Annotated in this window: 21 protein-coding genes; 3 read left to right on the top strand and 18 right to left on the bottom strand. The window is 66.4% G+C overall.

What is annotated here, in order from left to right; translation table 11 throughout:
* Window positions 1-140 precede the first annotated feature (140 nt).
* The 4 genes from glpX to LRA87_RS02030 all read right to left on the bottom strand — a co-directional run bounded on the left by glpX (window position 141) and on the right by LRA87_RS02030 (window position 4,318).
* Window positions 141-1,115, bottom strand: coding sequence for a class II fructose-bisphosphatase (glpX, locus tag LRA87_RS02045; protein WP_230628736.1), 975 nt, complete (start codon window positions 1,113-1,115; stop codon window positions 141-143).
* 83 nt (window positions 1,116-1,198) lie between these two features.
* A complete protein-coding gene (locus LRA87_RS02040; RefSeq protein WP_230628735.1) occupies window positions 1,199-2,635 on the bottom strand; it encodes a carbohydrate porin in 1,437 nt (478 codons plus the stop codon).
* 208 nt (window positions 2,636-2,843) lie between these two features.
* Window positions 2,844-3,656 (bottom strand): 2,3,4,5-tetrahydropyridine-2,6-dicarboxylate N-succinyltransferase, encoded by an 813-nt coding sequence (gene dapD, locus LRA87_RS02035; RefSeq protein WP_230628734.1) that lies wholly within the window; start codon window positions 3,654-3,656, stop codon window positions 2,844-2,846.
* On the bottom strand, window positions 3,653-4,318 hold the full coding sequence (locus tag LRA87_RS02030; protein WP_230628733.1) for a pyrimidine 5'-nucleotidase: 666 nt from the start codon (window positions 4,316-4,318) through the stop codon (window positions 3,653-3,655). Before LRA87_RS02030 ends, dapD begins: the two co-directional genes overlap by 4 nt.
* A 95-nt stretch (window positions 4,319-4,413) precedes the next feature.
* On the opposite strand from LRA87_RS02030, the gene LRA87_RS02025 reads away from it, so the two are divergent.
* Window positions 4,414-5,412 carry an LLM class flavin-dependent oxidoreductase gene (locus tag LRA87_RS02025; RefSeq protein WP_230628732.1) on the top strand — a complete coding sequence of 333 codons (999 nt, stop codon included), beginning with the start codon at window positions 4,414-4,416 and terminating at the stop codon, window positions 5,410-5,412.
* Here the strand turns inward: LRA87_RS02025 and LRA87_RS02020 are convergent.
* From LRA87_RS02020 to LRA87_RS02005, 4 genes are read right to left on the bottom strand one after another with little or no spacing between them, the layout of a single operon-like run.
* Window positions 5,372-6,052 carry an HPP family protein gene (locus LRA87_RS02020; RefSeq protein WP_230628731.1) on the bottom strand — a complete coding sequence of 227 codons (681 nt, stop codon included), beginning with the start codon at window positions 6,050-6,052 and terminating at the stop codon, window positions 5,372-5,374. The genes LRA87_RS02025 and LRA87_RS02020 overlap by 41 nt on opposite strands.
* Before the next feature lie 45 nt (window positions 6,053-6,097).
* Window positions 6,098-7,501 carry a sensor histidine kinase gene (locus LRA87_RS02015; RefSeq protein ID WP_230628730.1) on the bottom strand — a complete coding sequence of 468 codons (1,404 nt, stop codon included), beginning with the start codon at window positions 7,499-7,501 and terminating at the stop codon, window positions 6,098-6,100.
* 10 nt (window positions 7,502-7,511) lie between these two features.
* Window positions 7,512-8,177 carry a response regulator transcription factor gene (locus LRA87_RS02010; RefSeq protein WP_230628729.1) on the bottom strand — a complete coding sequence of 222 codons (666 nt, stop codon included), beginning with the start codon at window positions 8,175-8,177 and terminating at the stop codon, window positions 7,512-7,514.
* Window positions 8,178-8,189: 12 nt separating this feature from the next.
* Entirely contained in the window at window positions 8,190-8,498 is a 309-nt protein-coding gene (locus LRA87_RS02005; protein ID WP_230628728.1) for a hypothetical protein, read from the bottom strand.
* Between the two features lie 135 nt (window positions 8,499-8,633).
* Here LRA87_RS02005 and LRA87_RS02000 point away from each other — a divergent pair, with 135 nt between their 5' ends.
* Window positions 8,634-10,412, top strand: coding sequence for an ABC-F family ATP-binding cassette domain-containing protein (locus LRA87_RS02000; RefSeq protein ID WP_230628727.1), 1,779 nt, complete (start codon window positions 8,634-8,636; stop codon window positions 10,410-10,412).
* On the opposite strand, the gene LRA87_RS01995 is transcribed toward LRA87_RS02000, so the two are convergent.
* From LRA87_RS01995 to LRA87_RS01975, 5 genes are read right to left on the bottom strand one after another with little or no spacing between them, the layout of a single operon-like run.
* On the bottom strand, window positions 10,409-11,215 hold the full coding sequence (locus tag LRA87_RS01995; RefSeq protein WP_230628726.1) for an ATP-binding protein: 807 nt from the start codon (window positions 11,213-11,215) through the stop codon (window positions 10,409-10,411). The two genes, LRA87_RS02000 and LRA87_RS01995, sit on opposite strands and share 4 nt — an antisense overlap.
* A 39-nt stretch (window positions 11,216-11,254) precedes the next feature.
* On the bottom strand, window positions 11,255-13,255 hold the full coding sequence (locus LRA87_RS01990) for a tetratricopeptide repeat protein (RefSeq protein WP_230628725.1): 2,001 nt from the start codon (window positions 13,253-13,255) through the stop codon (window positions 11,255-11,257).
* A complete protein-coding gene (gene prsR, locus LRA87_RS01985) occupies window positions 13,248-14,603 on the bottom strand; it encodes a PEP-CTERM-box response regulator transcription factor (RefSeq protein WP_230628724.1) in 1,356 nt (451 codons plus the stop codon). The genes LRA87_RS01990 and prsR overlap by 8 nt, the downstream gene beginning before the upstream one ends.
* Window positions 14,600-16,627: an XrtA/PEP-CTERM system histidine kinase PrsK gene (gene prsK / locus LRA87_RS01980; protein WP_230628723.1), complete on the bottom strand. Its 2,028-nt coding sequence runs from the start codon at window positions 16,625-16,627 to the stop codon at window positions 14,600-14,602. Before prsK ends, prsR begins: the two co-directional genes overlap by 4 nt.
* A 4-nt stretch (window positions 16,628-16,631) precedes the next feature.
* Window positions 16,632-18,020: a TIGR03013 family XrtA/PEP-CTERM system glycosyltransferase gene (locus LRA87_RS01975; protein ID WP_230628722.1), complete on the bottom strand. Its 1,389-nt coding sequence runs from the start codon at window positions 18,018-18,020 to the stop codon at window positions 16,632-16,634.
* A 174-nt stretch (window positions 18,021-18,194) separates the two neighbouring features.
* Here LRA87_RS01975 and LRA87_RS01970 point away from each other — a divergent pair, with 174 nt between their 5' ends.
* Complete coding sequence (locus LRA87_RS01970) at window positions 18,195-19,235, top strand: mannose-1-phosphate guanylyltransferase/mannose-6-phosphate isomerase (protein ID WP_268934815.1); 1,041 nt, start codon at window positions 18,195-18,197, stop codon at window positions 19,233-19,235.
* On the opposite strand, the gene LRA87_RS01965 is transcribed toward LRA87_RS01970, so the two are convergent.
* The 5 genes from LRA87_RS01965 to LRA87_RS01945 all read right to left on the bottom strand — a co-directional run bounded on the left by LRA87_RS01965 (window position 19,236) and on the right by LRA87_RS01945 (window position 23,952).
* Complete coding sequence (locus LRA87_RS01965; RefSeq protein ID WP_230628721.1) at window positions 19,236-19,697, bottom strand: DUF3429 domain-containing protein; 462 nt, start codon at window positions 19,695-19,697, stop codon at window positions 19,236-19,238. It lies immediately after the preceding gene.
* A gap of 350 nt (window positions 19,698-20,047) precedes the next feature.
* Window positions 20,048-21,691, bottom strand: coding sequence for a chaperonin GroEL (gene groL / locus LRA87_RS01960; protein WP_230628720.1), 1,644 nt, complete (start codon window positions 21,689-21,691; stop codon window positions 20,048-20,050).
* Window positions 21,692-21,797: 106 nt separating this feature from the next.
* Window positions 21,798-22,085, bottom strand: a complete 288-nt coding sequence (groES, locus tag LRA87_RS01955; protein WP_037532998.1) for a co-chaperone GroES — start codon at window positions 22,083-22,085, stop codon at window positions 21,798-21,800.
* Window positions 22,086-22,246: 161 nt separating this feature from the next.
* On the bottom strand, window positions 22,247-23,218 hold the full coding sequence (locus tag LRA87_RS01950; RefSeq protein ID WP_230628719.1) for a hypothetical protein: 972 nt from the start codon (window positions 23,216-23,218) through the stop codon (window positions 22,247-22,249).
* Window positions 23,215-23,952, bottom strand: coding sequence for a hypothetical protein (locus LRA87_RS01945; RefSeq protein WP_230628718.1), 738 nt, complete (start codon window positions 23,950-23,952; stop codon window positions 23,215-23,217). Before LRA87_RS01945 ends, LRA87_RS01950 begins: the two co-directional genes overlap by 4 nt.
* Window positions 23,953-24,016: the final 64 nt, after the last annotated feature.

Raw genomic sequence — 24,016 nt, 5'->3', positions numbered from 1 at the left:
TGAGGCTCAGGCACTCCCCCAAGCGGCGCAGTGGACCCCGGAACACGTCCGTGGTGACAGAGAGTAAAGAACAACACCGGGTTCGTCATTGCGGGCGAGGCGAAGCAACGACGGTAAGCCCGTCGGGCCGCATCATCCCGTCACGCAGTACGATGCTCGCCCTTTACCCAGCGCACGGTGCCCGTCGAGGCGCGCATCACGACGCTCTCGGTCGTCATCTTGCCCTTGCGACGCTTGACGCCTTCCAGCAGCGAACCGTCGGTGACGCCGGTTGCGGCGAAGATGCAGTCGCCCTTGGCTAGCTCCTCGAGATCGTATTGCTTGTCGAGGTCTTCGATCCCCCACTTCCGCGCACGGCCGCGTTCGTCGTCGTTGCGGAACAGCAGGCGACCCTTGAACTGGCCGCCCACGCAGCGCAGCGCGGCGCAGGCCAGCACGCCTTCGGGAGCGCCGCCGGAGCCCATGTAGACGTCGATCGTGGTGTCCGGATCCGCGGTCGCGATGACGCCAGCCACATCACCGTCGCCGATCAGCATCACGCCGCAACCGATGCCGCGCAATTCGGCGATCAGCGCCTCGTGTCGCGGTCGATCGAGGACGCAGGCGATAATGTCGCTCGGCTTGACGCCCTTCGCGGCGGCGATCGCGTTCACGTTCTCGGTCGGCGTCTTGTCGAGGTCGATGATCCCGGCAGGCAGGTTCGGCCCGACCGCGATCTTGTCCATGTAGACGTCTGGCGCATTGAGCAGACCCCCCTTTTCCGAGATCGCCAGCACGGCGAGGCTGTTCGGGCCTGCCTTGGCGCAGATCGTCGTGCCTTCCAGCGGATCGAGCGCGATGTCGATCGCCGGTCCCTTGCCCGTGCCGACCTTTTCGCCGATGAACAGCATCGGCGCCTCATCGCGCTCGCCCTCGCCGATGACCACCGTCCCGTCCATGTCGAGCTCGTTCAGCGCTTCGCGCATTGCCTCGACAGCCGCGGCATCGGCCGCCTTCTCGTCGCCACGCCCCGTCAGCGTCGACGCGGCGATCGCCGCCGCCTCGGTCACGCGCACCATTTCGAGGACGAGAACGCGGTCGAGAACTTGGCTCGAATTGGGGCTGGCGTCGGGCATGCTGTTCCCTTTGTTTAACGTGTATAACAAGTCGATACGCCCGTGCGTCGGGCTTGTCGAGCATGGAAGCGGTCACCGCCGATCTACAGCGTGATCGCTGCCTTCATACCCAGCAAACCAACGTCGTCCGCCTGCCGTATCCCGCCGGGATAATGGATGTATTGCAGGTTGGGCCGCAGTTCGAGCCAGTCGGCGGGATGGATGCTGTAATACACCTCTGCCGCATATTCGGCGTGTCGCACCGCGGTTCCCGGCACCAGCCGGTCCGTGCGCGCCGCGCGCCCGTTCACGTTGGTGCGCGCCAAACCGAAGCCGAGCACGTCACCCGGCACCGCCGGCACCAGACCCTTGTAGAACAACCCCAGCGACACCTGATTGTCCGTTACCGAGGTCGCGCGATCGGCCTGCGTCACATTGGCGAACATCGACAGCCCGGTCAGCGACTTGCCGTCCTTCGACGTGCCGGTCAGCTGCTGCTGCATCGTCGCATAGACGCCGTAACGACTCGATCGTCGAAGTGGCGACAGCCCGGTGACGATGCCCGCGTTGCGGTTACGGTCCAACAGCACGTCTTCGCCATCCGCGGTGCCGATCCAGCCGCCGACCTTGTACGACCCGACGTTGCCGCCGCGCTCCCCGGTATTGCCGCCCCGTGTCCAGCCGATCTCGACCGGGATCAGCACGCCCGTCGCGCCCTTGAACCGCGCAATGAAGAAGCTGTTGTCGAGGTTGCGCGGATTGATCTCGTACACCCCGCCCTGGACGTACAGGTCCCGGGGCAAGGAGACGCGGATACGCGCGCCCCACTGCCCAACCGGCCAGTTCTGCCAGTAATCGCCGACCAGATTGCCCGGCTGTGCGCCGCAGAAGCTGAGATTCATGAAATGGCAGGAAAAGACCGCGAAATCCTCGCCCGGGTTGGTACGGCCGAGCTTGATCTCGACCGCGGGACCGATGCGCTGTTCGTACCAGAGCTGCGTCACGCGCACCGTCTGCCCGCGCCCGTACACCTCCTGCACCTGCTGGAGCGAATCGATGCCAGCATCGCTGGTCAGATTACGCCCGCGCCGCCACGTCACGGTCGCCTGAAGCGCACCGCCGGTCAGCCCGATCAGCCTGTCGAGATCGAACAACACGCCCGCATCGAACTGGCCCGTTTCGCGAAACAGCTTCCGGTCGCCACCCGCAAAATTATAGCCGCTTTCCGAGGCGTAGCGCGCGGTGACGCCGATGCCGCGCTCACCCAGCCGCGTCCGGATCGTCTGCCAGTCACCGATCAGGCCGGCCGGCGGCGAACTCTGCGTGTCACCGATCAACGCGGACGGCGACGTATCGCGCGCACGGCTGATCGGTGTCGCGGGACGCCGACGGGTATCGCCCGGACTGCTGTCCGGCGCCGCCTCTGCAGCATCCGGAGCGGGCGGCGAAGCACCGACATCCACCTGTTGCGCCTGCGCCGCACCGCTGAGCAGCAGGGAAACGAAGCTGGCCGCAGCCGCGCGCAAGGGAGAAAACGTCATCGAAACCTGTCGAGAAATCCGCGCGGCGATGCACCGCCGAAGCCGATAACGGATCGATCCGGCTTTGGTTCGCCGATCGGAGCGTTCGCGGGAACGTGTGGCGGATGCGTCACGCTCTACGTCAGCCGACCTTCCCCACCCGTCCGCAGTCCGGTGTTCGCCGGGATGACGGAAGACGGGTCGAGGCTGGAGGGCAAGTGCTATTCGGTCAATCCCGCAGCAATTCGTTGATGCTGGTCTTGCTCCGCGTCTGAGCATCGACGCGCTTCACGATCACCGCGCAATACAGCCCGGGCTTGCCGTCGCCGCCGCCCATCGAGCCCGGCACGACGACCGCATAGGGCGGCACCTCGCCCTTGAACACTTCGCCGGTGGCACGATCGACGATCTTGGTCGAGGCGCCGAGATAGACACCCATCGACAGCACCGCCCCCTCGCCTACGCGCACGCCCTCGGCGACCTCCGCCCGCGCGCCGATGAAGGCACCATCGCCGATGATGACCGGGTCCGCCTGCAACGGCTCCAGCACGCCGCCGATGCCCGCACCGCCCGACAGATGGACGTTCTTGCCGATCTGGGCACACGACCCCACCGTCGCCCAGGTATCGACCATCGTGCCCTCACCGACATAGGCGCCGATGTTGACGAAGCTGGGCATCAGGATCGCGCCCTTGCCGATGAAGGCGCCGCGGCGGACGACGGAGCCGGGCACCGCGCGGAAGCCCGCGGCACGGAACGCGCTCTCGTCCCAATCGGCGAATTTCAGCGGCACCTTGTCGAAATGCCCGGTCGGCATGACGACATTGTCGTTGAGGCGGAAGCTGAGCAGCACCGCCTTCTTCAGCCATTGGTTGACCCGCCAGCCGCCTTCACCGTCCGGCTCGGCGACGCGCGCCTCGCCCGCGTCGAGCGAGGCGAGCGCCGCCTCGACCGCGTCGCGAACCTCGCCACCGGTATCGAAGCCCAGATTCGCGCGATCCTCCCACGCAGTGTCGATGACGGTCGCCAGATGCTGGCTCATGATGCCTCCATGATATGCTGCAGCCACGGCGCTAGGTCGTGGACGGTGTAGTCGATATGATCGCGGCGCGGCTCAGGCCCTTGTTCGGACCCGTTGTCGACCCAGATCGTGGTCATGCCGATCGCCTTCGCCGGTGTTAGATTACGCGCCATATCCTCGAAGAAAGCGGCCCGGGTCGGGTCGATGCCGAACGCTGCGCACAGACCCGCATAGGCCGACGGGTGCGGCTTGGGGACGAGGTTCATCGCATGGATGTCGTGCACGGCCTCGAAACTCTCGCCCAGACCCAGCCGGTCGAGCACCTTCAGCGCATAGGGCTTGTCACCGTTGGTAAAGACCAGCTTGCGACCGGGCAGTTGCGCGATCACGGCGGCGAGCGGCGCGTCCTGCTCCAGCACATCCATCTCGACATCGTGCACCTCGGCGAGGAATTCGTGCGGATCGACGCCATGATCCGCCATCAGCCCGGTCAGCGTCGTGCCGTGGCGATGGAAGTATTCTTTCTGGACATCACGAGCCTCTTGCTCGGGCAGGCCGAGGCGGCGCGCGACATAGGCAGTCATCCGGGCGTCGATGCGCGCAAACAAATTCGCGCGCGCCGGATAGAGCGTGTTGTCCAGATCGAAGATCCAGGTGTCGATAGAGGCGAGGCTGGCAAGCATGTCGGGCGCGTCTAGGCGGCGGCAACGGCAGGCACAAGCCGCCGGTCGATGCCCGCCGGATTGCGGGAACGCGGCTCCGCCCCCATCTTCCGGGCATGACACGTTATTCCCTGCTCGATCTGGTGCCGGTCGTCGAAGGCGGCACCGTGGCGCAATCGCTGGCCAATGCCGCCGACCTCGCGCGGCACGCCGAAACGCTCGGTTTTCAGCGATATTGGGTCGCCGAACATCATGGCATGCGCGGCATTGCCAGTGCTGCGACCGCTGTCGTGATCGCGCATGTCGCCGCCGCGACCAACCGTATCCGCGTCGGTGCGGGCGGGATCATGCTGCCCAATCATGCGCCGCTGGTCATCGCCGAACAGTTCGGCACGCTCGATGCGCTCTTCCCGGGCCGGATCGACCTGGGCCTCGGCCGCGCGCCGGGATCGGACCAGCGCGTCGCTCGCGCGATGCGACGGACGTTGGAAAGCGATGCCAATGCCTTCCCGCAGGACGTGATGGAGCTGCAGAGCTATTTCGCGGACGACGGGCGAACCGGCATCGCCGCTACGCCGGGTGCCGGCGCGAACGTGCCGCTATGGATTTTGGGGTCGAGCACCTTCGGCGCGCAGCTCGCCGCTGCGCTAGGCCTGCCCTATGCCTTCGCCTCGCACTTCGCGCCCGATGCACTGGACAGTGCGCTGGCGATCTATCGCCGCGATTTCCGCCCCTCCGCGCAACTTGCCAAGCCACATGCCATGGCCGGCTTCAACGTCTTCGCCGCCGATACCGATGAGGAAGCGGAGCTGCTCGCCAGTTCGCAGCAGCAGTCGTTCGTCGCGCTGCGTACCGGTAATCCGCGCCAGATGCCGCCACCGGTCGCTGGCTATCGGGCCAGTCTGGGCGCGCAAGGCGCCGCGATCCTCGACCATGTGCTGCAATGCTCCGCGGTCGGTTCGCCCGAGACGGTCGCGCGCCAGACCGCCGCTTTCATAGGACGCACCGGGGTGGACGAAGTGATGGTCGCCAGCGCGATCTACGACCACGATGCCCGCAAGCGCAGTCTGGCGATCACCGCGGAGGTGATGAGCGGCCTGACCGTCCCCGCCTGATCGCCGCGTGTCGCGCGGCGGCGGCGAGCAGCGCATCGAGATCTTCGCGCGCGATGTCGAAGGTGTCGTGCATCTCGGCCAGTGCGGCATCCACGTCCTCGGTCAGAAACGCGGGCGATGGCACGGCAGTCGCCGGGCGATGCGGATAGCTGTGCCGCGAGATGCGGTGGAACAGCACGCCCGCGATCACCAGCAAAACCGAATTCACTGCGACCGGCGACAGTGCGAAATGCCAGTCCGCCGGCGTGCCGGCCATGTGGAGCAGCACCACGCTCAACGCCACGGCACCGCCCGGCGGATGCAGGCATCGTAGCAGCGACATGAGGACGATCGCGCCGCCGACCGCAACCGGTGCGGCTATGATCGGCTGATGCGTGACCACCGTGACCAGCAGGGCGAAGGCGGCGGACAGACCGTTGCCGCCGATCACCGCCCATGGCTGTGCGAGCGGACTGGCGGGCACCGCGAACACCAGCACCGCGCTGGCCCCGATCGGAGCCATCAACTGCGGCACGGGCCAGCCGCCCGCGAGCAGGCTCGTGATGAGCCCGGTCAGCAGGATGCCGAACGCCGCACCGACGCCCGCAAGCAGCCGGTCGTTCCATGCAGCACCGGACAGGATCGGACGAAAGATACGCATGATCAGCGCGTTAGCGTCTCTGTCGCGCCCCGCAAGCGGTCAGGATCACGTTGCGGCGGGCAGCCTCAGCCGCACCAGCAGACCGCCCAGATCCTCGCTCTCTTCCAGACTGACCGTGCCGCCATAGATTTCCGCAACGTCGCGGACGATCGCCAATCCAAGCCCGGTGCCCGGCTTGCCGGTATCCAGCCGCACGCCACGATCGAAAATGCGGACGCGATCCTCGTCGGGGATGCCCATGCCGTCGTCCTCCACCAGCAATTCGACGAAGCCGGCTTGCGCGGCCACCGTCACGAACACGCTGCCGCCACCGTATTTGGCCGCGTTCTCAATCAGATTGCCGAGCATCTCGTCCAGATCCTGCCGTTCGACGTGAACCTTCAGGTCCTTGGGACCGGTCACGTCGATGCGGACATGGCGATAGAGCCGGGCGACCGCGCGCTCGACCGATTCGACGCTCGGCCAGACGTCGGCGCGGCTGTGCGCAGATCCGCGGCGACCGACAGCGCGCGCGCGGGCGAGATGATGGTCGACCTGCCGCCGCATCGTCCGTGCTTCGCGAATCACCGTATCCGCCAGATCGTCCGCCTGCGCCGTCGCCGCGTTCATGATGACGGTGAGCGGGGTCTTGAGTGCATGCGCCAGATTGCCGGCGTGTCGACGCGCCTCCTCAGCCTGTCGTTCGTTGTGTTCGATCAGCGCGTTCAGTTCCTCGACCATCGGCGCGACCTCGATCGGCATGGCCGAATCGACGCGGTTCGACTGGCCGGCGCGCATCCGGGCGATCTCTTCGCGCACCCGTCGCAACGGCCACAAACCGTAAAGCGTCTGCAACCACGCCAGCACGACCAGACCCAGCCCGAGCAAAGCAAAGCTGCGCACCAGCGTCCGCCGCAGCACGGTGATCTGCGCATCGAGGCCGCGGCGGCTTTGCGCCACCTGAAAGCGCCAGTGGATCCGGGATTTCGGCAGCTGCGCATCACGTTCGACGACGCGCAGCTTCTCATCGGCGAACTGGCTGCTATTGTAGAAATGCACGTTGCGGTCGTCATGCGCCGTGCCGAAGGACAGGCGTCGATCCCACAGCGATCGCGAGGGGAAGGCTTCGGTGACCGGCAAGCCGGGTGCCGAAACTTGCCAGTAAAGGCCGGAATAGGGTTCGAGGAAGCGGGGGTCGGCCGCCGCGTCACGCGCGAACACCACCTCGCCATCCGGGCCGATCTCCGCCGACGCGATCAGCGAACGCAGGACATATTGCATCTGGTCGTCGAAGTTGCGCTCGACCGCATTGGCGAGCACCCGGTCGAGCGCGAAGCCGCCGCCGAACAGCAGCAGCCCGATCCAGGCCGCCGCGATCAGGATCATCCGTCGCGATAACGACCCGGTCGTGACCGCGCGCAGGCGCGGCGGGGCTTCGGCCAAAACGGGAACTGGCGGCCGCGTATCCATGACGGTTCGATCAGGCGTCCGGGTCTTCGAGACTGTAGCCCAGACCACGGATCGTGGTGATCACGTCCTGACCCAGCTTCTTGCGGATGCGCGTTACGAACACTTCGATCGTATTGGAATCGCGATCGAAATCCTGATCGTAGATATGCTCGATCAATTCGGTGCGGCTGACCACCTTGCCCTTGTGATGCAGCAGGTAGCTGAGCAGCTTGTATTCCTGCGCGGTCAGCTTCACCGGTTCGCCTGCCCGTGTGACCTTGCCCGACCGCGTGTCGAGGCGCACGTCGCCAGCGGTGAGTTCGGACGATGCGTTGCCAGATGCACGGCGGATCAGCGCACGCAGACGGGCGATCAGCTCCTCCGTCTGGAACGGCTTGGCGACGTAGTCGTCCGCGCCGGCGTCGAGGCCGGCGACCTTGTCCGACCAGCTGTCGCGTGCGGTCAGCACCAGCACGGGCATCGTCTTGCCCTCCTTGCGCCAGCGATCGAGCACGGTCAGCCCATCGATCTCCGGCAGGCCGAGGTCGAGCACGATAGCATCGTAATTCTCGGTGCTCCCCAGAAAATGCCCCTCCTCGCCATCGGTGGCGAGATCGATGGCGTAGCCCGCACCCTCGAGGGTGTTCTTCAGCTGCTGGCCGAGATTGGGCTCGTCCTCGACGATCAGAACGCGCATGTCATACCCCTGTTAGCGACCGGTGCGGCCGATGATCTGGCCCGAACGTCCATCGACGTCGACCCAGACGACGACTCCATCGCGCATGAATTTCAACGTGTAAACGGACGTGGAGAAATCCAGGTCGAAGCCGAGATACTCATAACCCTTCATCGTCGGCAGTACCCGCCCCTCGATCAGGCGCGGCGAGAGCACCGCACCCTTGCGGCGGGCGTCATAGGCGCGCTCCTGATCGCTGCGACGCTGATCCGGAGCCTGCGCCGCAACGGGAGCAAGCGCAGGCACGACGGCGAGAAGCAGGAGGGGCAAGACCATCTTCATAAGGACTGGCATAGGCAGAAGGCATTGAACACCCTGTGAATGGAGCGGTCGCATGCCGTTCACCCGACCGCATCCGGGATGCGGCGTCGCGGGTGTGCTTGCCGTGACCGATTCCACCCCCTACCTGCGCCGGCCATGGCCGCACCCATTCTCGCTTACGAAGACCTTGGCGTCATCCAGGGTCACGGCTGGCTGTTCCGCCACCTCGACATCCATATCGGCGCACGCGACCGGCTGGCGCTGATCGGGCGCAACGGCGCCGGCAAGACGACGCTGTTGAAGCTGATCGCCGGCACGATCGACAGCGACGAGGGGCGGCGCGTCATCGTTCCCGGCACCCGTGTCGTGCTGCTGGAACAGGAGCCCAGCCTCGCCGGATGCGAGACGCTCGCCGATTACGTGCTGCGCGGCGACGATGCGCCCGCGCCGCACGAGGCGGAGGCAATCGCCGACCAACTCGGCATCGATCTCACCCGCGAGTCCGCCTCGGCGAGCGGCGGCGAGCGGCGACGCGCGGCGATCGTCCGTGCACTGGCGCAGGACCCCGACGTGCTGCTGCTCGACGAGCCGACCAACCACCTCGACATCGCCGCGATCGACTGGCTTGAGGAATGGCTTGGGCGCTTCCGCGGCGCGTTCATCGTCATCAGCCACGATCGCACTTTCCTGACTCGACTGACCAGGCAGACATTGTGGATGGATCGCGGCGCGATCCGCCGCGCCGAGGTGGGCTTCGGCGGGTTCGAGGCGTGGACCGAGCAGGTCTATGCCGAGGAGGAGCGGAATGCCCAGCGGCTCGACGCAAAGCTGAAGATCGAGGAGCACTGGCTGCAACGCGGCGTCACCGGCCGCCGCCGCCGCAACCAGGGCCGCCTTGCCAAGCTGAAGGACATGCGCGCCGAACGCGCCGCGATGATGGGGCCGCAAGGTGCGGCGAACCTCGCCACGTCGTCCGACGACAGCAAGACCAAGATCGTCATCGACGTGAAGCATGCGTCGAAGAGCTATGGAGAGCGGACCATCATCCGCGACCTCGACCTGCGCGTCACCCGCGGCGACCGGATCGGCATCGTCGGCCGCAACGGTGCAGGCAAGACGACGCTGTTGAAGCTGCTGACCGGCGAATTGCAGCCCGACGAGGGTCAGGTGAAGCTGGCGAAGACGCTCGACGGCATCGTCATCGACCAGCAGCGCAGCCTGATGGCACCCGACAAGACGGTGCGCGAGGTGCTGGCCGATGGCGGCGACTGGATCGACGTGCTGGGCGTGCGCAAGCACATCCACGGCTATCTGAAGGAATTCCTGTTCGACCCCAGCCTGGTCGAGGCAAAGGTCGGCACGCTGTCGGGCGGCGAGCGGTCGCGGTTGCTGCTCGCACGCGAATTCGCCCGCGAGTCGAACCTGCTGGTGCTCGACGAACCGACCAACGACCTCGATCTCGAAACGCTCGACCTGTTGCAGGAAGTGATCGCCGATTACGGCGGCACGGTGCTGATCGTCAGCCACGATCGCGACTTCCTCGACCGGACGGTTACCGTCACGCTGGGGCTCGACGGATCGGGCGCGGTGGACGTCGTCGCCGGCGGCTATGAGGATTGGGAACGGCAGCGCAAACGCGCAAGCGAAACCCGCAAACCCGCCGCAACCAGAACCGCTCCCCCGCCCCCGCCGCAGGCGCGAACCAAGCTCAGCTACAAGGACCAGCGCGATTACGACCAGTTGCCGGGGCGGATCGAGGCGATCGACACCGCGATCGCCCGCGACGAGGCGCTGCTTGCCGATCCCGCACTGTACGTCCGCGATCCCAAACGCTTCGCCGCGCTGACGCAGGCGATCGAGACGGCTCGGGCTGAAAAGGATGCTGCGGAGATGCGCTGGCTGGAGTTGGCGGAGCAGGTCGAGGGGTTGAGTTAACGCAGCGCCCTGCCCTCTCGCCCGGCCAGTTCGGTGATGTATTGCCACGCCACGCGCCCCGACCGGCTACCGCGGCGGGTCGCCCAATTGACCGCCTCCGCTGCGTCGTAGGGCAAGGCAAAGCGCGCGGCATAAACGGCGACGATCGCACAATAACCGTCCTGATCGAGCGCGTGAAAACCCAGGCTCAGTCCGAAGCGATCGGCGAGCGCAAGCTGGTCGTCGATGCTGTCACGCGGGTTGATCGCACCATCCTGTTCGGCGATGTCGCGCGGCACCAGATGACGGCGGTTGGCGGTCACGATCAGGCGGACGTTGTCCGGCCGCGCCTCCGCACCGCCTTCCAGCAGCGACCGCAGCGTCCGCGCTTCCGCGGGGGCATCGAATCCAAGGTCGTCGAGGAACAGGGCGAACGACCGCCGCACCGGCGCCAGTAGCGCGAACAGACCCGGCAAGGCATCCAGATCGCCGACCTCGATCAGCGCGACATCTCCGCCATCCGCCTGCACCGCACCGATCGCGGCCTTGACCAGCGCCGACTTGCCCGTTCCTCGCGCGCCCCACAGCAGCACGTCCTGCGCCGCAGCGCCCGCCGCCAGCCTGCGCATGTTCTCGACCAACGCCAGTTTCTGCTTGTCGACACGCATCAGCAGATCGAGGGGCAACGGCGCGAACGCACGCGCGGCAATCAGCGCACCGCTTCGCCAGACATAGGCCGGATGCGCGGCGGCATCGTCGCCGGGCGGTGGCGGCGGGGCAAGGCGGTCGAGCGCCGCGGCGATACGCTCCAGTGGGTCGGCCATGGTCGCGCTCATGACGCGGCACGCGCGCACGCGCAACCGTCAGCGGGCGATCTGGCGTGCGTGCGACGCGATCGCCGGATCGGTCGGCGCCAGCGCCACAGCCTTCGCCGCCAGTTGCCGCGCACCGGCCAGATCGCCGTCGGCGGCCAGCGCCAGCGCATAGGCATCGCAGACCGAAGCGTTCATCGGCATCAGACGATAGGCGGCGCGGCCATAGGTGCGCGCGACCGGACCTTCGTCGCTCGCGGCATAGGCCCTCGCCAGATCTGCGAGCACCGCGGCATCGCGGTTGCCGGTCATCCGGCGCAAGCCTTCCAGTGTTTCGATCGCGTCGTCGGCATCGCCGTTCGCCACTTGCAGGCGCGCGCGGATACGCTGGCCGGACAGGCTCTGGGGGTTCTGCTGAAGGTAGAGCGACAGCGCCGCCGCCGCCTCGCGCGGCCGGTTCGCGCGTGCCCATGCATCGACCAGCCGCAGCATCGTCGGTTCATCGAACGTCAGGCTCGCGGCACGGGTATAGACCTGTGCCGCTTCGGGGAACCGGCCGGCGACGCTCAGCGCATCGCCCAGCGCGACCTGCGCGGCGGGTGCGCCGGGACTGGCCGCAACCAGCGTCCGCGCTCGCTCGATCGCACCCGCGGCATCGCCCGCGGTCAGTTGGGCGCGGATGACGCCCAGCATGTAATTGGGGTCGGACGGATCGTCGCGTGCCTCGGCCAGCACCACGCCGACACTGTCGTCGCTGGCGAACACCGCCGGACCACCGCGCGCGCCCGATGCCGCCCGGTCGAGAAAGCGCGCGGCGCTGACGCGGTCGCCGGTCGCCTCGAACGCCCGGGCGACGAGGGTCAGGGTGTAGGCGTCGGCATCGTCGCGCAACGCGATCGGACGCAATTGGGCAAGTGCGCCCTGGGGATCGCCAGAGCGCAGCATCGCCGCACCGAGCAGCCGGCGCAGCACGACGTTCATCGGCTGGTCGGCGGCCAGCGGACGCCAGCTGCCGATCGTCCGCTCGTAACGCCCGGCCACGAAATCCAGCCCGCCGCCGAGCAGCGCCGCCCCGGGCAATGTCGTGATCGTGGTTCCGGCGCGCTGAAGCATCTCGCGGGCCAGATCGAGCCGTCCGGCCCGCGCGGCCAGTACCGCCTGCAGGTAGAACGCCTGCGGACTGCCCGGTCGTGCGGCGAGTGCACGGCGGGTCGCAGCGAGCATGTCCGCATGGCGCCCGGCCTCGCCCAGCGTCGCCGCATATTCGATCAGCGCGGGATGGTAATAGGCATCGCGGGACAACGCCGCCTCGAACCACGGCAACGCGGCGGTAAGGCCGTAGCGTGTCCGCACGATCTCCGCCTGAAGCGTCAACGGTACCGGATCACCCGGCGACAGTCGCGCGGCCTGCGCGGCGGCTGCGGTGGCACCGGCGATCTCGCCGGCATTCAGTCGTACCCGCCCCAGATCGGCCCATATCGCGGCGTCCCGCGGCGCTCGCGCCGACAGGTGTTCCAGCAGCGCTGCGGCGGTGCCGGCATCGCCGAGCATGGCCAGCGCCCGCGCGCGTGCGCGAACGGCATCCACGTCGTCTGCCGGTGCCATCGCGGCGGCATCGATCGCGCCCTGATAATCGGATTGCAGGAAACGCGCCTGCGCCCGCAGGCTCGCGACGCGGATTTCGGGAACGTTCAGCGCGCGTGCACGGCTCACCGCGCCTTCGGCGGCCACGCCATCGCCCAGTTTCAGGTAACTGCGCGCCAGCAGCAGCAACGTGGGCTGCGACGCAGGGACGGCGCCCAGGGCGGCGAGCGCGTGATTGCGCGCCGCGCTGTAGTTGCCGATGCGATAGGCGGCGCGGGAATCGTGCAGGGCGCGCACCGGATCGATTCGCGGGGCCGGACGCAACAGGACGAAAGCCAGAATCGCCGCAATCGCGACCAGCGTGGCCAGCGCGATGCCATGTGCCAGACGCAGACGCAGACGCAGACGCGGCAGTCGCAACGCGCGACGGCGTCTACGGCGCATCATCGGATAGCGGGATTCAGCCATGCAGGTCGTAGCTCTTCAGGAGGTCGTACAGCGTCGGCCGGCTGACACCGAGCAGCCGCGACGCGCCGGAGATATTGCCGTCCGCCCGCGCCAGCGCCTGCCGGATCGTCTTGCGATCGGCATGCTCGCGCGCGGTGCGCAAGTTGAGTGGCAACGCCTCGCCCGCGTCGCCGCCCAGATCGAGGTCGGCTGCGGTGATCAGCTTGCCGTCCGCCATGATCACCGCCCGCTTGATGCGATTTTCCAGTTCGCGCACGTTGCCGGGCCACGGCCATGCCTCGATCGCTGCCAGCGCGTCCGGCGCCAGTCCGGTAATGGCCAGCTTCATCGCATCGGCGTGCTTGCGCACCAGCGTGCGTGCCAGCAGGCCGGCGTCACCGGTTCGTTCGGCGAGGCTGGGGATCCGGACGATGATCTCGGCAAGCCGATAATATAAATCTTCCCGGAAGCGCCCGTCGGCGACCATCGCCTCCAGATTCTGGTGCGTGGCGCAGACGATCCGCGTGTCCACCGGGATGGCCTTGCGCCCGCCGATCCGCTCGATCACGCGTTCCTGCAGGAACCGCAGCAGCTTGACCTGCAACGGCAGCGGCACATCGCCGATTTCGTCGAGGAACAGGGTGCCGCCCGCCGACTGTTCGATCTTGCCCGGCGTCGTCTTTACCGCGCCGGTAAATGCACCCTTCTCGTGCCCGAACAATTCGCTTTCGAGCAGCGTGTCGGGGATCGCGGCGCAGTTGATCGCGACGAACTCGCCACGCCGCCGCGGCGATGTGTCGTGTATACCACGTGCCAGCAATTCCTTGCCGGTGCCGCTCGCGCCGAGCAGCATCACCGATACGTCGGCGGCGGCAACCCGTTCGACGGTGCGGACGACCTTCGCCATTTCGTCAGAGGCATAGATCAATCCGCCGAACCCCGAGCCGCCCGGTTCGCGCGCCGCGAGGCGACGGTTCTCCGCCTCCAGCGCATGGACATGGAACGCACGCGCGACGATCAGGCCGAGTGCGTCGATGTCGATCGGCTTGGCGTAGAAATCCCATGCCCCCAGTCCGATCGCATTCAGGGCGCTCTCCCGCGCGCCATGGCCGGACGCGACGATCACCTTGGTGTCGGGCTTCAGCGCGAGGATCTCGGCGAGCGTCGCGAAGCCTTCGCCGGTACCGTCGGGGTCAGGCGGCAGGCCGAGGTCCAGCGTTACCACGGCTGGTTCGTGAAGACGCAACGCCTCGATCGCCTCGGCACGGGTGGCTGCGCCGACGATCTCATACCCCTCATAGGCCCAGCGCAACTGGCGTTGCAGCGCAAGGTCGTCCTCGACGATCAGCAGGACCGGCTTGGTGCTCATGCCGCCTGCTCCATGGTGCGGGCCGCAAGCAGCGACAGGCGGAATCGCGTCCCCTCGCCCTGCCGGCTATCGACGTCGATGGTACCGTCCATCGCCTCGGCAAGCTGGCGCGCTTCATAGGCGCCGATGCCGAAGCCATCCGGCTTCGACGAGGCGAACGGGCGGAACAACTGATCGCGGACGAAAGCGGCGCTCATCCCGCATCCGCGATCGACTACGTCGACGACCGTGCGGCCGTCGTGGTACCCGGCGCGGATGGTGACCGGGGTGCCCGAAGGGCTCGCTTCGATCGCGTTCTGCAACAGGTGCCCGAGCAACTGGTCCAGCCGGCCGGGTTGGGCAAGCGCCATGCCCACCCCCTCGACCACGATCGGATGCTGGGCGCGTCGCGCGGCCGCCAGCCGCAGCGCCAGCGCCGCCAGATCGACCGGCTGCACGGGTTCCGGTTCCGCGCGATGGTGCTGCGACAGGCGGGCAAGCAGCGCGTTCATGCGGGCCGCGGAATCCTTCAGGGTTTCGATCATGTCGGCACGGAAGGCGGGATTGTCGGCATGGCGTTCGGCGTTGCGCGCGACCAGGCTGAGGCCGCTGACCAGATTCTTGATATCGTGGATGATGAAGGCGAAGCGACGATTGAACTCGTCGAACCGTGCGGCGTCGGCGAGCGCGGCGTGCGCACGATCCTCGGCAAGATAGCTCGCGGCCTGTCGCCCGGCGACGCGGAGCAGGTCGAGATCCTCCCAGTCGAGCGCGCGGTCGATCGGGGGGCGAGCGAGCAGGATGGCGCCAATCAGGCTTGTGCCGTGGATCAGGGGCACGAGCGCCCAGGCTTCCGGGTGGTCGCAGATCCATTGCGGCACGGCGGCGGCTTCCTCGGCCGGAGCTTCGCCGCGACGGACCTGATCGAGCTCGACGATTCGCGTGCTGGCGGCGAGGTGCTCCGACAATGCGGCCTCGGTGCTGCCGGTGTCTGGCCAGTGCCAGGCGGCGGCCGGGCCCAGCCCGGCCCCGTCGGGAACCAGCAACAAGCCGGCAGGCGATCCGGTCAGGTCCGCGATGGCCCGTACGATCCGCTGGTCGAGCGGGTCGGCGCCCGGCCCGGGCGATCCCAGCGTCGCGGTGAACCGCTGCCATTCGGCGCGATAATCGTAGCGATGGCGGAAGAAGTGCTTGGCGACCTTCACCTTCGCCCACGCCCGTAGCCATGGCGTCGACAGCAAGGTGACCAGCGCCGTCGTCGCACCCAGCACGATCGCGGTCTGGACGATCCGGGCGGTATGGCCGGCAAACCGTTCCGCGATCTGGGTAAGCAGGATAGTGAAGCCGGCATACGTTATGACCGCGGCGACGGAAAACAGCCGCAGCGCCACCCCATGCGAAACGGTCAGCCCTCGTTCGCCACGCCGGGCGGCCAGCGCCAGCAACAGGGCGACGCCGGTCATGACGAAGCCTCTTGCGGCGACGACGACCACAGGCCGGCCACCGAGTCCCCAGCCGAGCGCCGCGGCGAACAGGTCCGCACCCCACATCGTCGCGATGGCGGCGGCGAGCAGGACGGTACGGCCGCGGTTGCGCGGTGCACCGACGAAGGCGAGCTGATGGACCAGCATCAGCCCGACGATCGCCGCGAGCATGCGCGCGATCAGCCTGAACTGGATGACCGCCGCCTGTGCCTCGATACCGAGCGGCAAGGTTTCGAACAGCGCCAGCGCCGTTGCGAAGACGGTGATCGATCCCGCGGCGGCATAGACCGCGTAAAGCGGCATGCTGCCGCTACGTGCCTGCCGGACGAAGGTCAGCATCAGCGCCAGCCATGCGAGATTGCGCACCGATTCGGCGAGCCGCGCCACCACGTCGCCCGCGCCGATGCCCGCGACGGCAAGTGCCCACAGCGCGGTGGCGATCAGCGCGCAGGCGAGCGGCGCGCGCGGTGCCAGCGGCTGGGTATGGCGGAGCCAGGCGAGCGCCAGCCCACCGAACGCCAGCGCCGCGAGCGCATGGCCCCACAGGATCAGCGTCGGCACGGCCTCAGCGTGCTCCCGACGGCCAGAGCACCACGCGCAGCGTCTGGAGCAGGATCAGCAGGTCGAGGAAGGGCGAATAGTTCTTGGCGTAATAGAGGTCGTATTCCAGCTTGTGGCGGGCATCCTCGATCGACGCACCATAGGGGTAGTTGATCTGCGCCCAGCCGGTGATGCCGGGCTTCACCATGTGGCGCTCGGCATAATACGGAATCTGCTGTTCGAGCTGTTCGACGAATTGCGGGCGTTCGGGACGCGGGCCGACGAAGCTCATCTCGCCTTTCAGCACCGTCCACGTCTGCGGCAGTTCGTCGATGCGCACCATACGGATGAATCGGCCGACCCGGGTGATGCGGGGATCGTCCTTTTCCGCCCATACCGCCTTGCCAGCGACTTCCGCATCCTGCCGCATCGAGCGCAACTTGATGATGTCGAAGCCCTGATTGTACAGGCCGACGCGGCGCTGGCGGTAGAAGGCGGGACCCTTGGATTCGAGCTTGATCGCGGCGGCGGTGAGCAGGATCACCGGGAGCGTCAGGAACAGCAGCAGCAGGCTGGCGACGACGTCGAACGCCCGCTTGAAGGCGCTCGACAGCATGCGGCCGGAGGCGAAACCGTCCGAGAAGATCAGCCACGACGGATTGACGGAATTGAGGTCGATCCGCCCCGTCTCGCGCTCGAGAAAGCTGGAGATCTCGCTGACCATCACGCCCGTCGTCTTGACGCGCAGCAGATCCTTCAGCGGCAAGGCGTTGCGGCGTTCCTCGAGTGCCAGAACGACTTCGCTCGCGCCGTTATCGACGACATGCGCGGCGAGATTGGGAATCCGGTCGCGCGGAACGGCGTCCGTGATGACCGGGTTGGCCTCCCCCATCGCGACATAGCCGGCGACGACGACATTCGATCCCGGGAGCGCGGCCAGTCCACCGATGCGGGCGGCGCGATGCCCCGCCCCCAGCACGATGATCCGCCGCTTGAAGGTCTCGCTGCCCAACGTCCGGCCCAGCAACGCCCGAACCACGACCAGCAGGATTCCCGCGATCAGCGTCGCATAGGCGAGGTTCGATCGCCACAATGCCAGTGGTGGAACGAGGAAGAAGAGGATGGAGAGGAAGCTGACCCCCAGCAGGATCGCAACCGCCAGCCGTGCCGCGGCGAAGCGCAGCGACAGGAACGACGCGACGCCATAGGCGCCGACCGCGACCAGTGCGATCTGAAGAGCGAACGCGAACGATAGCAATTGCGGCAGGCGCGACGAGGTTGGCTCGATCAGCATGCCGATCTGGTGCGCACGGATCACCCAGCCCAGTTCCGCCGAGGCGATCAGCAGGACCGCATCCACCAGTCCGAGCAGCAGCACGGCATAGGGAACGTAATGCTTGAAAACGCGGATCATCCCCGCTTCCTTCCGACCGCGCCTGTAAGCTTTTCCGACAGGCAACTTTCCGCCTCGCAGAAAAAAGCAAAGAAAGCTTGAAGAGGCGCTTCATCTGGGTCGTTTCGTCGCTGCATTCGTTCAGCTACGGCTCGTTCAGCTATGATGATACGTCCAAGGAGTTTCTCACCCACCATGACGATCGTTCCCGTGATCCTTTCCGGAGGATCAGGCACCCGGCTATGGCCGATGTCGCGCCCGGAAATGCCCAAGCAGCTGCTGGCGTTGACCGCCGAGGAAACGATGCTGCAGCTCACCGCGAGGCGAGCGCATGGCGAGGCGTTCGCAGCGCCGATCGTGGTGGCCAGCGCCCGGCACGCCGATCACATCGACGAACAGTTGAGCGCCGTAGGCGCGACGCCGCAGGCGGTGATCCTCGAGCCTGTCGCGCGCAACACCGCGCCGGCGATCGCGCTTGCCGCCTTGGCAGCGAAGGGCGAGGATGCGTTGCTGGTGATGCCGTCCGATCACGTCATCGCCGACATCGCCGCATTTCACGCCGCCATCGAGGCAGCGATGCCGCTGGTCGCGGAGGGTTGGCTGGTCACGTTCGGGATCGCTCCCGACGCGCCAGAAACGGGGTATGGCTGGATCAGGATCGGCGAGCCGCTGACGAACGGCGTTCACCGGGTCGCCCGCTTCGTCGAGAAACCGATCCGGGAGCGGGCCGAAGAGATGCTGGCATCCGGCGATCACGCGTGGAACGGCGGCATCTTCCTGTTCCGCGCGGATATCTTTCTCGGTGAACTGGCAGCGCATGCTCCCGCGATGCTGACCGCCGCGCAGGATGCCATGACCGGGGCACGGCGTGATGGCGGGCGGATCTATCCCGATGCCGACGCCTTCGCCGCGTCCCCGTCGGATTCGATCGACTATGCGGTGATGGAACGCGCCGAGCGTGTCGCGGTCGTGCCGGTTGATATGGGCTGGAGCGACGTCGGCAGCTGGGACGCGCTGCATGCGATCAGCGATCGCGACGGCGACGGAAACGCCCATCGTGGCGAGGTGCTGGCGATCGACGTGCGCGATTGCCTTATTCGCACCGACGGTATCCGCGTTTCGGCGGTCGGGATCAGCGACCTGATTGTCGTCGCGAGCGGCAACGACGTCCTGATCCTGCCGCGTGGCCGAAGTCAGGAGGTCAAGAAGCTGATCGAGGCGATGAAAGACGCCTGATCAGTAGCTGATCGTCCACGCCCATAAACCCGCCAGCCCCGCAGCGCCGATCAGCAGCTGACGGGGCCGCAGCGTCGCAAAATAGGCGGGTGCATTTCCCGCCAGTGCGGCACGGCGATCGAGCAGGGCGGCGAGGACGTAGCCGATGATCAGCGGCATCAACGCCATCGACGGACGGCCGATCACCAGTGCGAGACCCGCGAGCGTGAAATAGGCGATGCTGGCGCTGATCTCCGCCGGCTTGGACGCCTGCGGATAGCCGAAACCGAAGCCGCGGCGGACGCCGGCGATGAACGCCAGCACCAATGCACCCCAGATGATGCCGAGTTGTACCGCCCAGAATGGGCATGGCGGGGGGAGCAGCCACGCGCCCGCGCCGGCCACGACGAGCGGGAGCATCGGGCCGTAGCCGAGGATCGCGCCGTCGGCGGGGATGTCGGGGCGGGTCGCGTCGGTGTTCATGATGGCGGCAACGTGCGGGTGGGGCGTGGGTTGCTTCGTCCGGTGAAGCGAGGCTTGCGCATGACATCGCATCTGCGTGTTCCTGCGAACGCAGGAACCCAGGGTGGGGCAGGACCACGGCTTGAAGTATTCGGAACACTGGGCTCCTGCGTTCGCAGGAGCACGGGTTGTGAGTTGCTTTGACGGGAATGACGAAGGGCCGGGGGATTGCTTCCCCGGCCCTTTGTTTTCGCTTCGAACGAGCACCGGCAAAGCCGGTGCTGGCACGTCGGTACGGGATCGGCTGGCCGATCCCGCCGGCCGGTTCTGATTTTGTGTCCGGGGCAGGCTGTGCCTGCCCCGGTCCGAAATCAGAAGTCCATGCCGCCCATGCCGCCCATGCCGCCGCCGCCGGGCATGCTCGGAGCCTTGTCCTCCGGCAGTTCCGACACGGTCGCTTCCGTGGTGATGAGCAGGCCGGCCACCGAAGCGGCGTTCTGCAGCGCGGTGCGGACGACCTTGGTCGGGTCGATCACGCCGGCGGTCACCAGGTTCTCGTACGTGTCGGTCGACGCGTTAAAGCCGAACGACGTGTCGTTCTGGTCGAGCAGCTTGCCCGACACGACGGCACCGTCATGACCGGCGTTCTGCGCGATCTGGCGGACCAGCGCGGTCAGCGACTTGCGGACGATGTCCACGCCGCGGGTCTGGTCGTCGTTGACGCCGGTGACGCCCTCAAGAGCCTTGGTCGCATACAGCAGCGCGGTGCCACCACCGGGGACAATGCCTTCTTCGACGGCTGCGCGGGTCGCATGCAGTGCGTCGTCGACGCGGTCCTTGCGCTCCTTCACCTCGACCTCGGTCGAACCACCGACCTTGATCACGGCGACGCCGCCGGCGAGCTTGGCGAGACGCTCCTGGAGCTTCTCACGGTCGTAGTCGCTGGTGGTGTTCTCGATCTGCGCACGGATCGCTTCCGTACGGCCCTTGATCGACTCCGCATCACCCGCACCGTCGATGATGGTGGTGTTGTCCTTGTCGATCGTGACGCGCTTGGCGGTGCCGAGCATGCCGACGGTCACGTTCTCGAGCTTGATGCCGAGGTCTTCCGAGATCATCTCGCCCTTGGTCAGGATCGCGATGTCTTCCAGCATCGCCTTGCGACGATCGCCGAAACCGGGTGCCTTGACCGCTGCGACCTTCAGGCCGCCGCGCAGCTTGTTGACGACGAGCGTGGCGAGAGCCTCGCCCTCGATGTCCTCGGCGATGATCAGCAGCGGGCGACCCGACTGGACGACGGCTTCCAGGATCGGGAGCATCGCCTGAAGATTCGACAGCTTCTTCTCGTGGATCAGGATGTACGGATCGGCGAGCTCGACCGTCATCTTTTCCGGGTTGGTGATGAAGTAGGGCGACAGATAGCCGCGGTCGAACTGCATGCCCTCGACGACGTCGAGCTCGAAATCGAGACCCTTCGCTTCCTCGACGGTGATCACGCCTTCCTTGCCGACCTTCTCCATCGCTTCCGCGATCTTCTCGCCGACTTCACGGTCGCCGTTGGCCGAGATGATGCCGACCTGCGCGATTTCGCTGGTGCCGGCGACGGGCTTCGAGCGCGCCTTGATGTCCTCGACGACCTTCAGGACGGCGATGTCGATGCCGCGCTTCAGATCCATCGGGTTCATGCCCGCGGCGACCGACTTCATGCCCTCGCGGACGATCGCCTGCGCCAGAACGGTCGCGGTGGTCGTGCCGTCGCCGGCGATGTCGTTGGTCTTCGAGGCCACTTCGCGCACCATCTGCGCGCCCATGTTCTCGAACTTGTCCTTCAGCTCGATCTCCTTGGCGACGGTGACGCCGTCCTTGGTGATGCGGGGAGCGCCGAAGCTCTTGTCGATCACGACGTTGCGGCCCTTCGGACCCAACGTCACCTTCACCGCGTCGGCGAGGATATCGACGCCGCGAAGAATGCGCTCACGCGCGTCGCGGCCGAATTTTACGTCTTTGGCTGCCATGGTGGCTACCCTTTCGAAAATTGGAAGTTGTGGAAGTTGACACTACGTCCGGGTCGAAATCGCTCCCGGACGCGAGAATCAGCCGATATTCTCGAGCCTGTTGGCGTTAGCCAACGATCCCAAGGATGTCGGATTCCTTCATGATGAGCAGGTCTTCACCGTCGACCTTGACCTCGGTGCCCGACCATTTGCCGAACAGGATCTTGTCGCCGGCCTTGACGTCGAGCGGGGTGATCGTGCCGTTTTCGGCGCGCGCGCCGGTGCCAGCGGCGACGACTTCACCCTCTTGCGGCTTTTCCTTGGCGGTGTCGGGAATGATGATCCCGCCGGCCGTCTTCTCTTCCGCCTCTACGCGGCGAACGAGGACGCGGTCGTGCAACGGACGAAAGTTCATTGCTGAGTCCCTCTTTTGGTCAGTGTGACAGATTTCTGGCACTCACATTATGCGAGTGCCAACGCCGGGGATATGTGCCGGAGGGCGTGAGTCGTCAAGGGCGTGGCGACGGGGAAATCACCAGTCATGCATCGTGCGGGACAGGCGGAGCGACCGCTAGACTATCTGAACCGGGAAAAGGCGAACCCGCCATAGATACGGCCGATCGTCTGCCCGAGCTTTCGCCCATGAATGGCATGATGCTCGTCGCCCCATGTCACGATGCTGAGATTCGTATCCCAGTCTCGCATGTGCACACCCTGCAATCCGCGCGCGATATCGCCGGATGGTTCTTTCCAAAGCTCTTCCGCTGCATCACCGAGCGGGACCACAGGTCCGCCCGCGCCTTTGCGTATCATCGGGCGACGATGCGGATCTACCACGACCCAGTGTCGTTTGGTGAAAGTGTTGGTCGTGCCGCCCTGCAACAGGCTGGAATCGATCTGCAGGACGATCCAGCTGCCGGTCCATTGCTTCATCAGACTCAACGTCGCCAGCATCGAACTTTTCATAAGCCCTGCACCCATCGTGTCGGCCCTGACGCCCGCACCGGCTGCGACGAACCATTTTCGGACGACGCCGGGATAGGAGATGGAGCCGAATTGATCCTTGGGCTTCACCGCCCCGACATCCAGCGGTCGCGTCGATGCGCTGAGACAGGACATCGTCATCCAGTCGATGTCGTCGATATGCCGGTGACCGGCGTCTTTCGCACGTACGGTCGTCAACGCCTTGGCCGCTGCGACCTGCCCGTCGTCGCTCGACAGGGTCAGCGTGGCATTGCGATTGCCGAACCGGAAATGCCCCCGCTCCCACAGCGACAGAGCATATGTGACATAAACGTCGGGACGATCGTGCAACAGGCAGTATAAAAAGGCCGCCGGACCACAATAGGATGTCTCGAGCTGATTGGGGAGCTGGCCATCGAGGCGTGCCTTGATCTGACGTGCGAACGGGTCACGCGCAATCGGCCAGCCCGCCGGGCTGCGTTGCAGGGCCGTACGGCGCTTCGGATCGGAATTCCGGCCGATCTCGATGAACCGCAATAACAGGGTCTGGGCCGCTTTCAGCCGGGTTGCGTTACCCGTGATCATCGGGCGCCCCCTTCGTTTAACAGGGCATCGATACGATCGGATGTCGCGGCATTCTCGTTGTCGAGCGGAGTGTCGTCCGACCGCGTTCCGATGTCTGCCGACGTTGGCGGCGGATCAGTCGCGACGCGTTCCATGCGCGCGTCGCGCTGGCTGTCGAGGGCAGATTGCCAGGCGAGAACCCCCAGTCCGGCAGCAAGGCCCACCAGTCCAAAACCCGTGGCTACGAACACTCCGGCCTTGCCACCGGACACGCTCGATACCGGAGAAGCCATGCCTTGTGCGGGCGGGCCATATGCATTGGCGTACGCACTTCCCGGCCGCAGAAACATCACGCCCGTCGCGACGATCGCGAACATCAGCGCGCCCCATGCAATTCCGTCTGCGCCGTGCCCCGACCATCTCAGAGATGCCGTCGCCAGCAGAATCCCGATTCCGGCCATGCCTGCCAGCGCGCCCCCCGCGTTCTGCCCGCAATCGTGCAGTCGACGAACCGATTCGACGAAAAGCTTGCCGAGCAGCAGCGCGGCCAGCGTCCAGACCGGGATGATCGGAATGCCGTCGACGAACCGCAACAGTCGGATCAGGCACCAAAGCGATGCCAGGACGCAGGCCAGGACGACCAGCCAGCGCGCGATCGAGGTGCGGGAATCCAGCGAAAACAATCGGACGACCGCCAATGTCAGCTCCCCCTCATCCTCAGCGACCGGGTCCACCGACCCGTCACCTTCGGTCAACCAACCGCTACCGCATTTTGGTCCCACGATCCTTCAACAAACATGCCGGCGCCCCTGTCTTACC

This window comes from Sphingomonas sp. Leaf37, from assembly GCF_920939475.1.
Lineage (GTDB): Bacteria > Pseudomonadota > Alphaproteobacteria > Sphingomonadales > Sphingomonadaceae > Sphingomonas.
The sequence above is the reverse complement of the archived record's forward strand: the minus strand, read 5'-3'. Positions and strand labels throughout refer to the sequence as shown.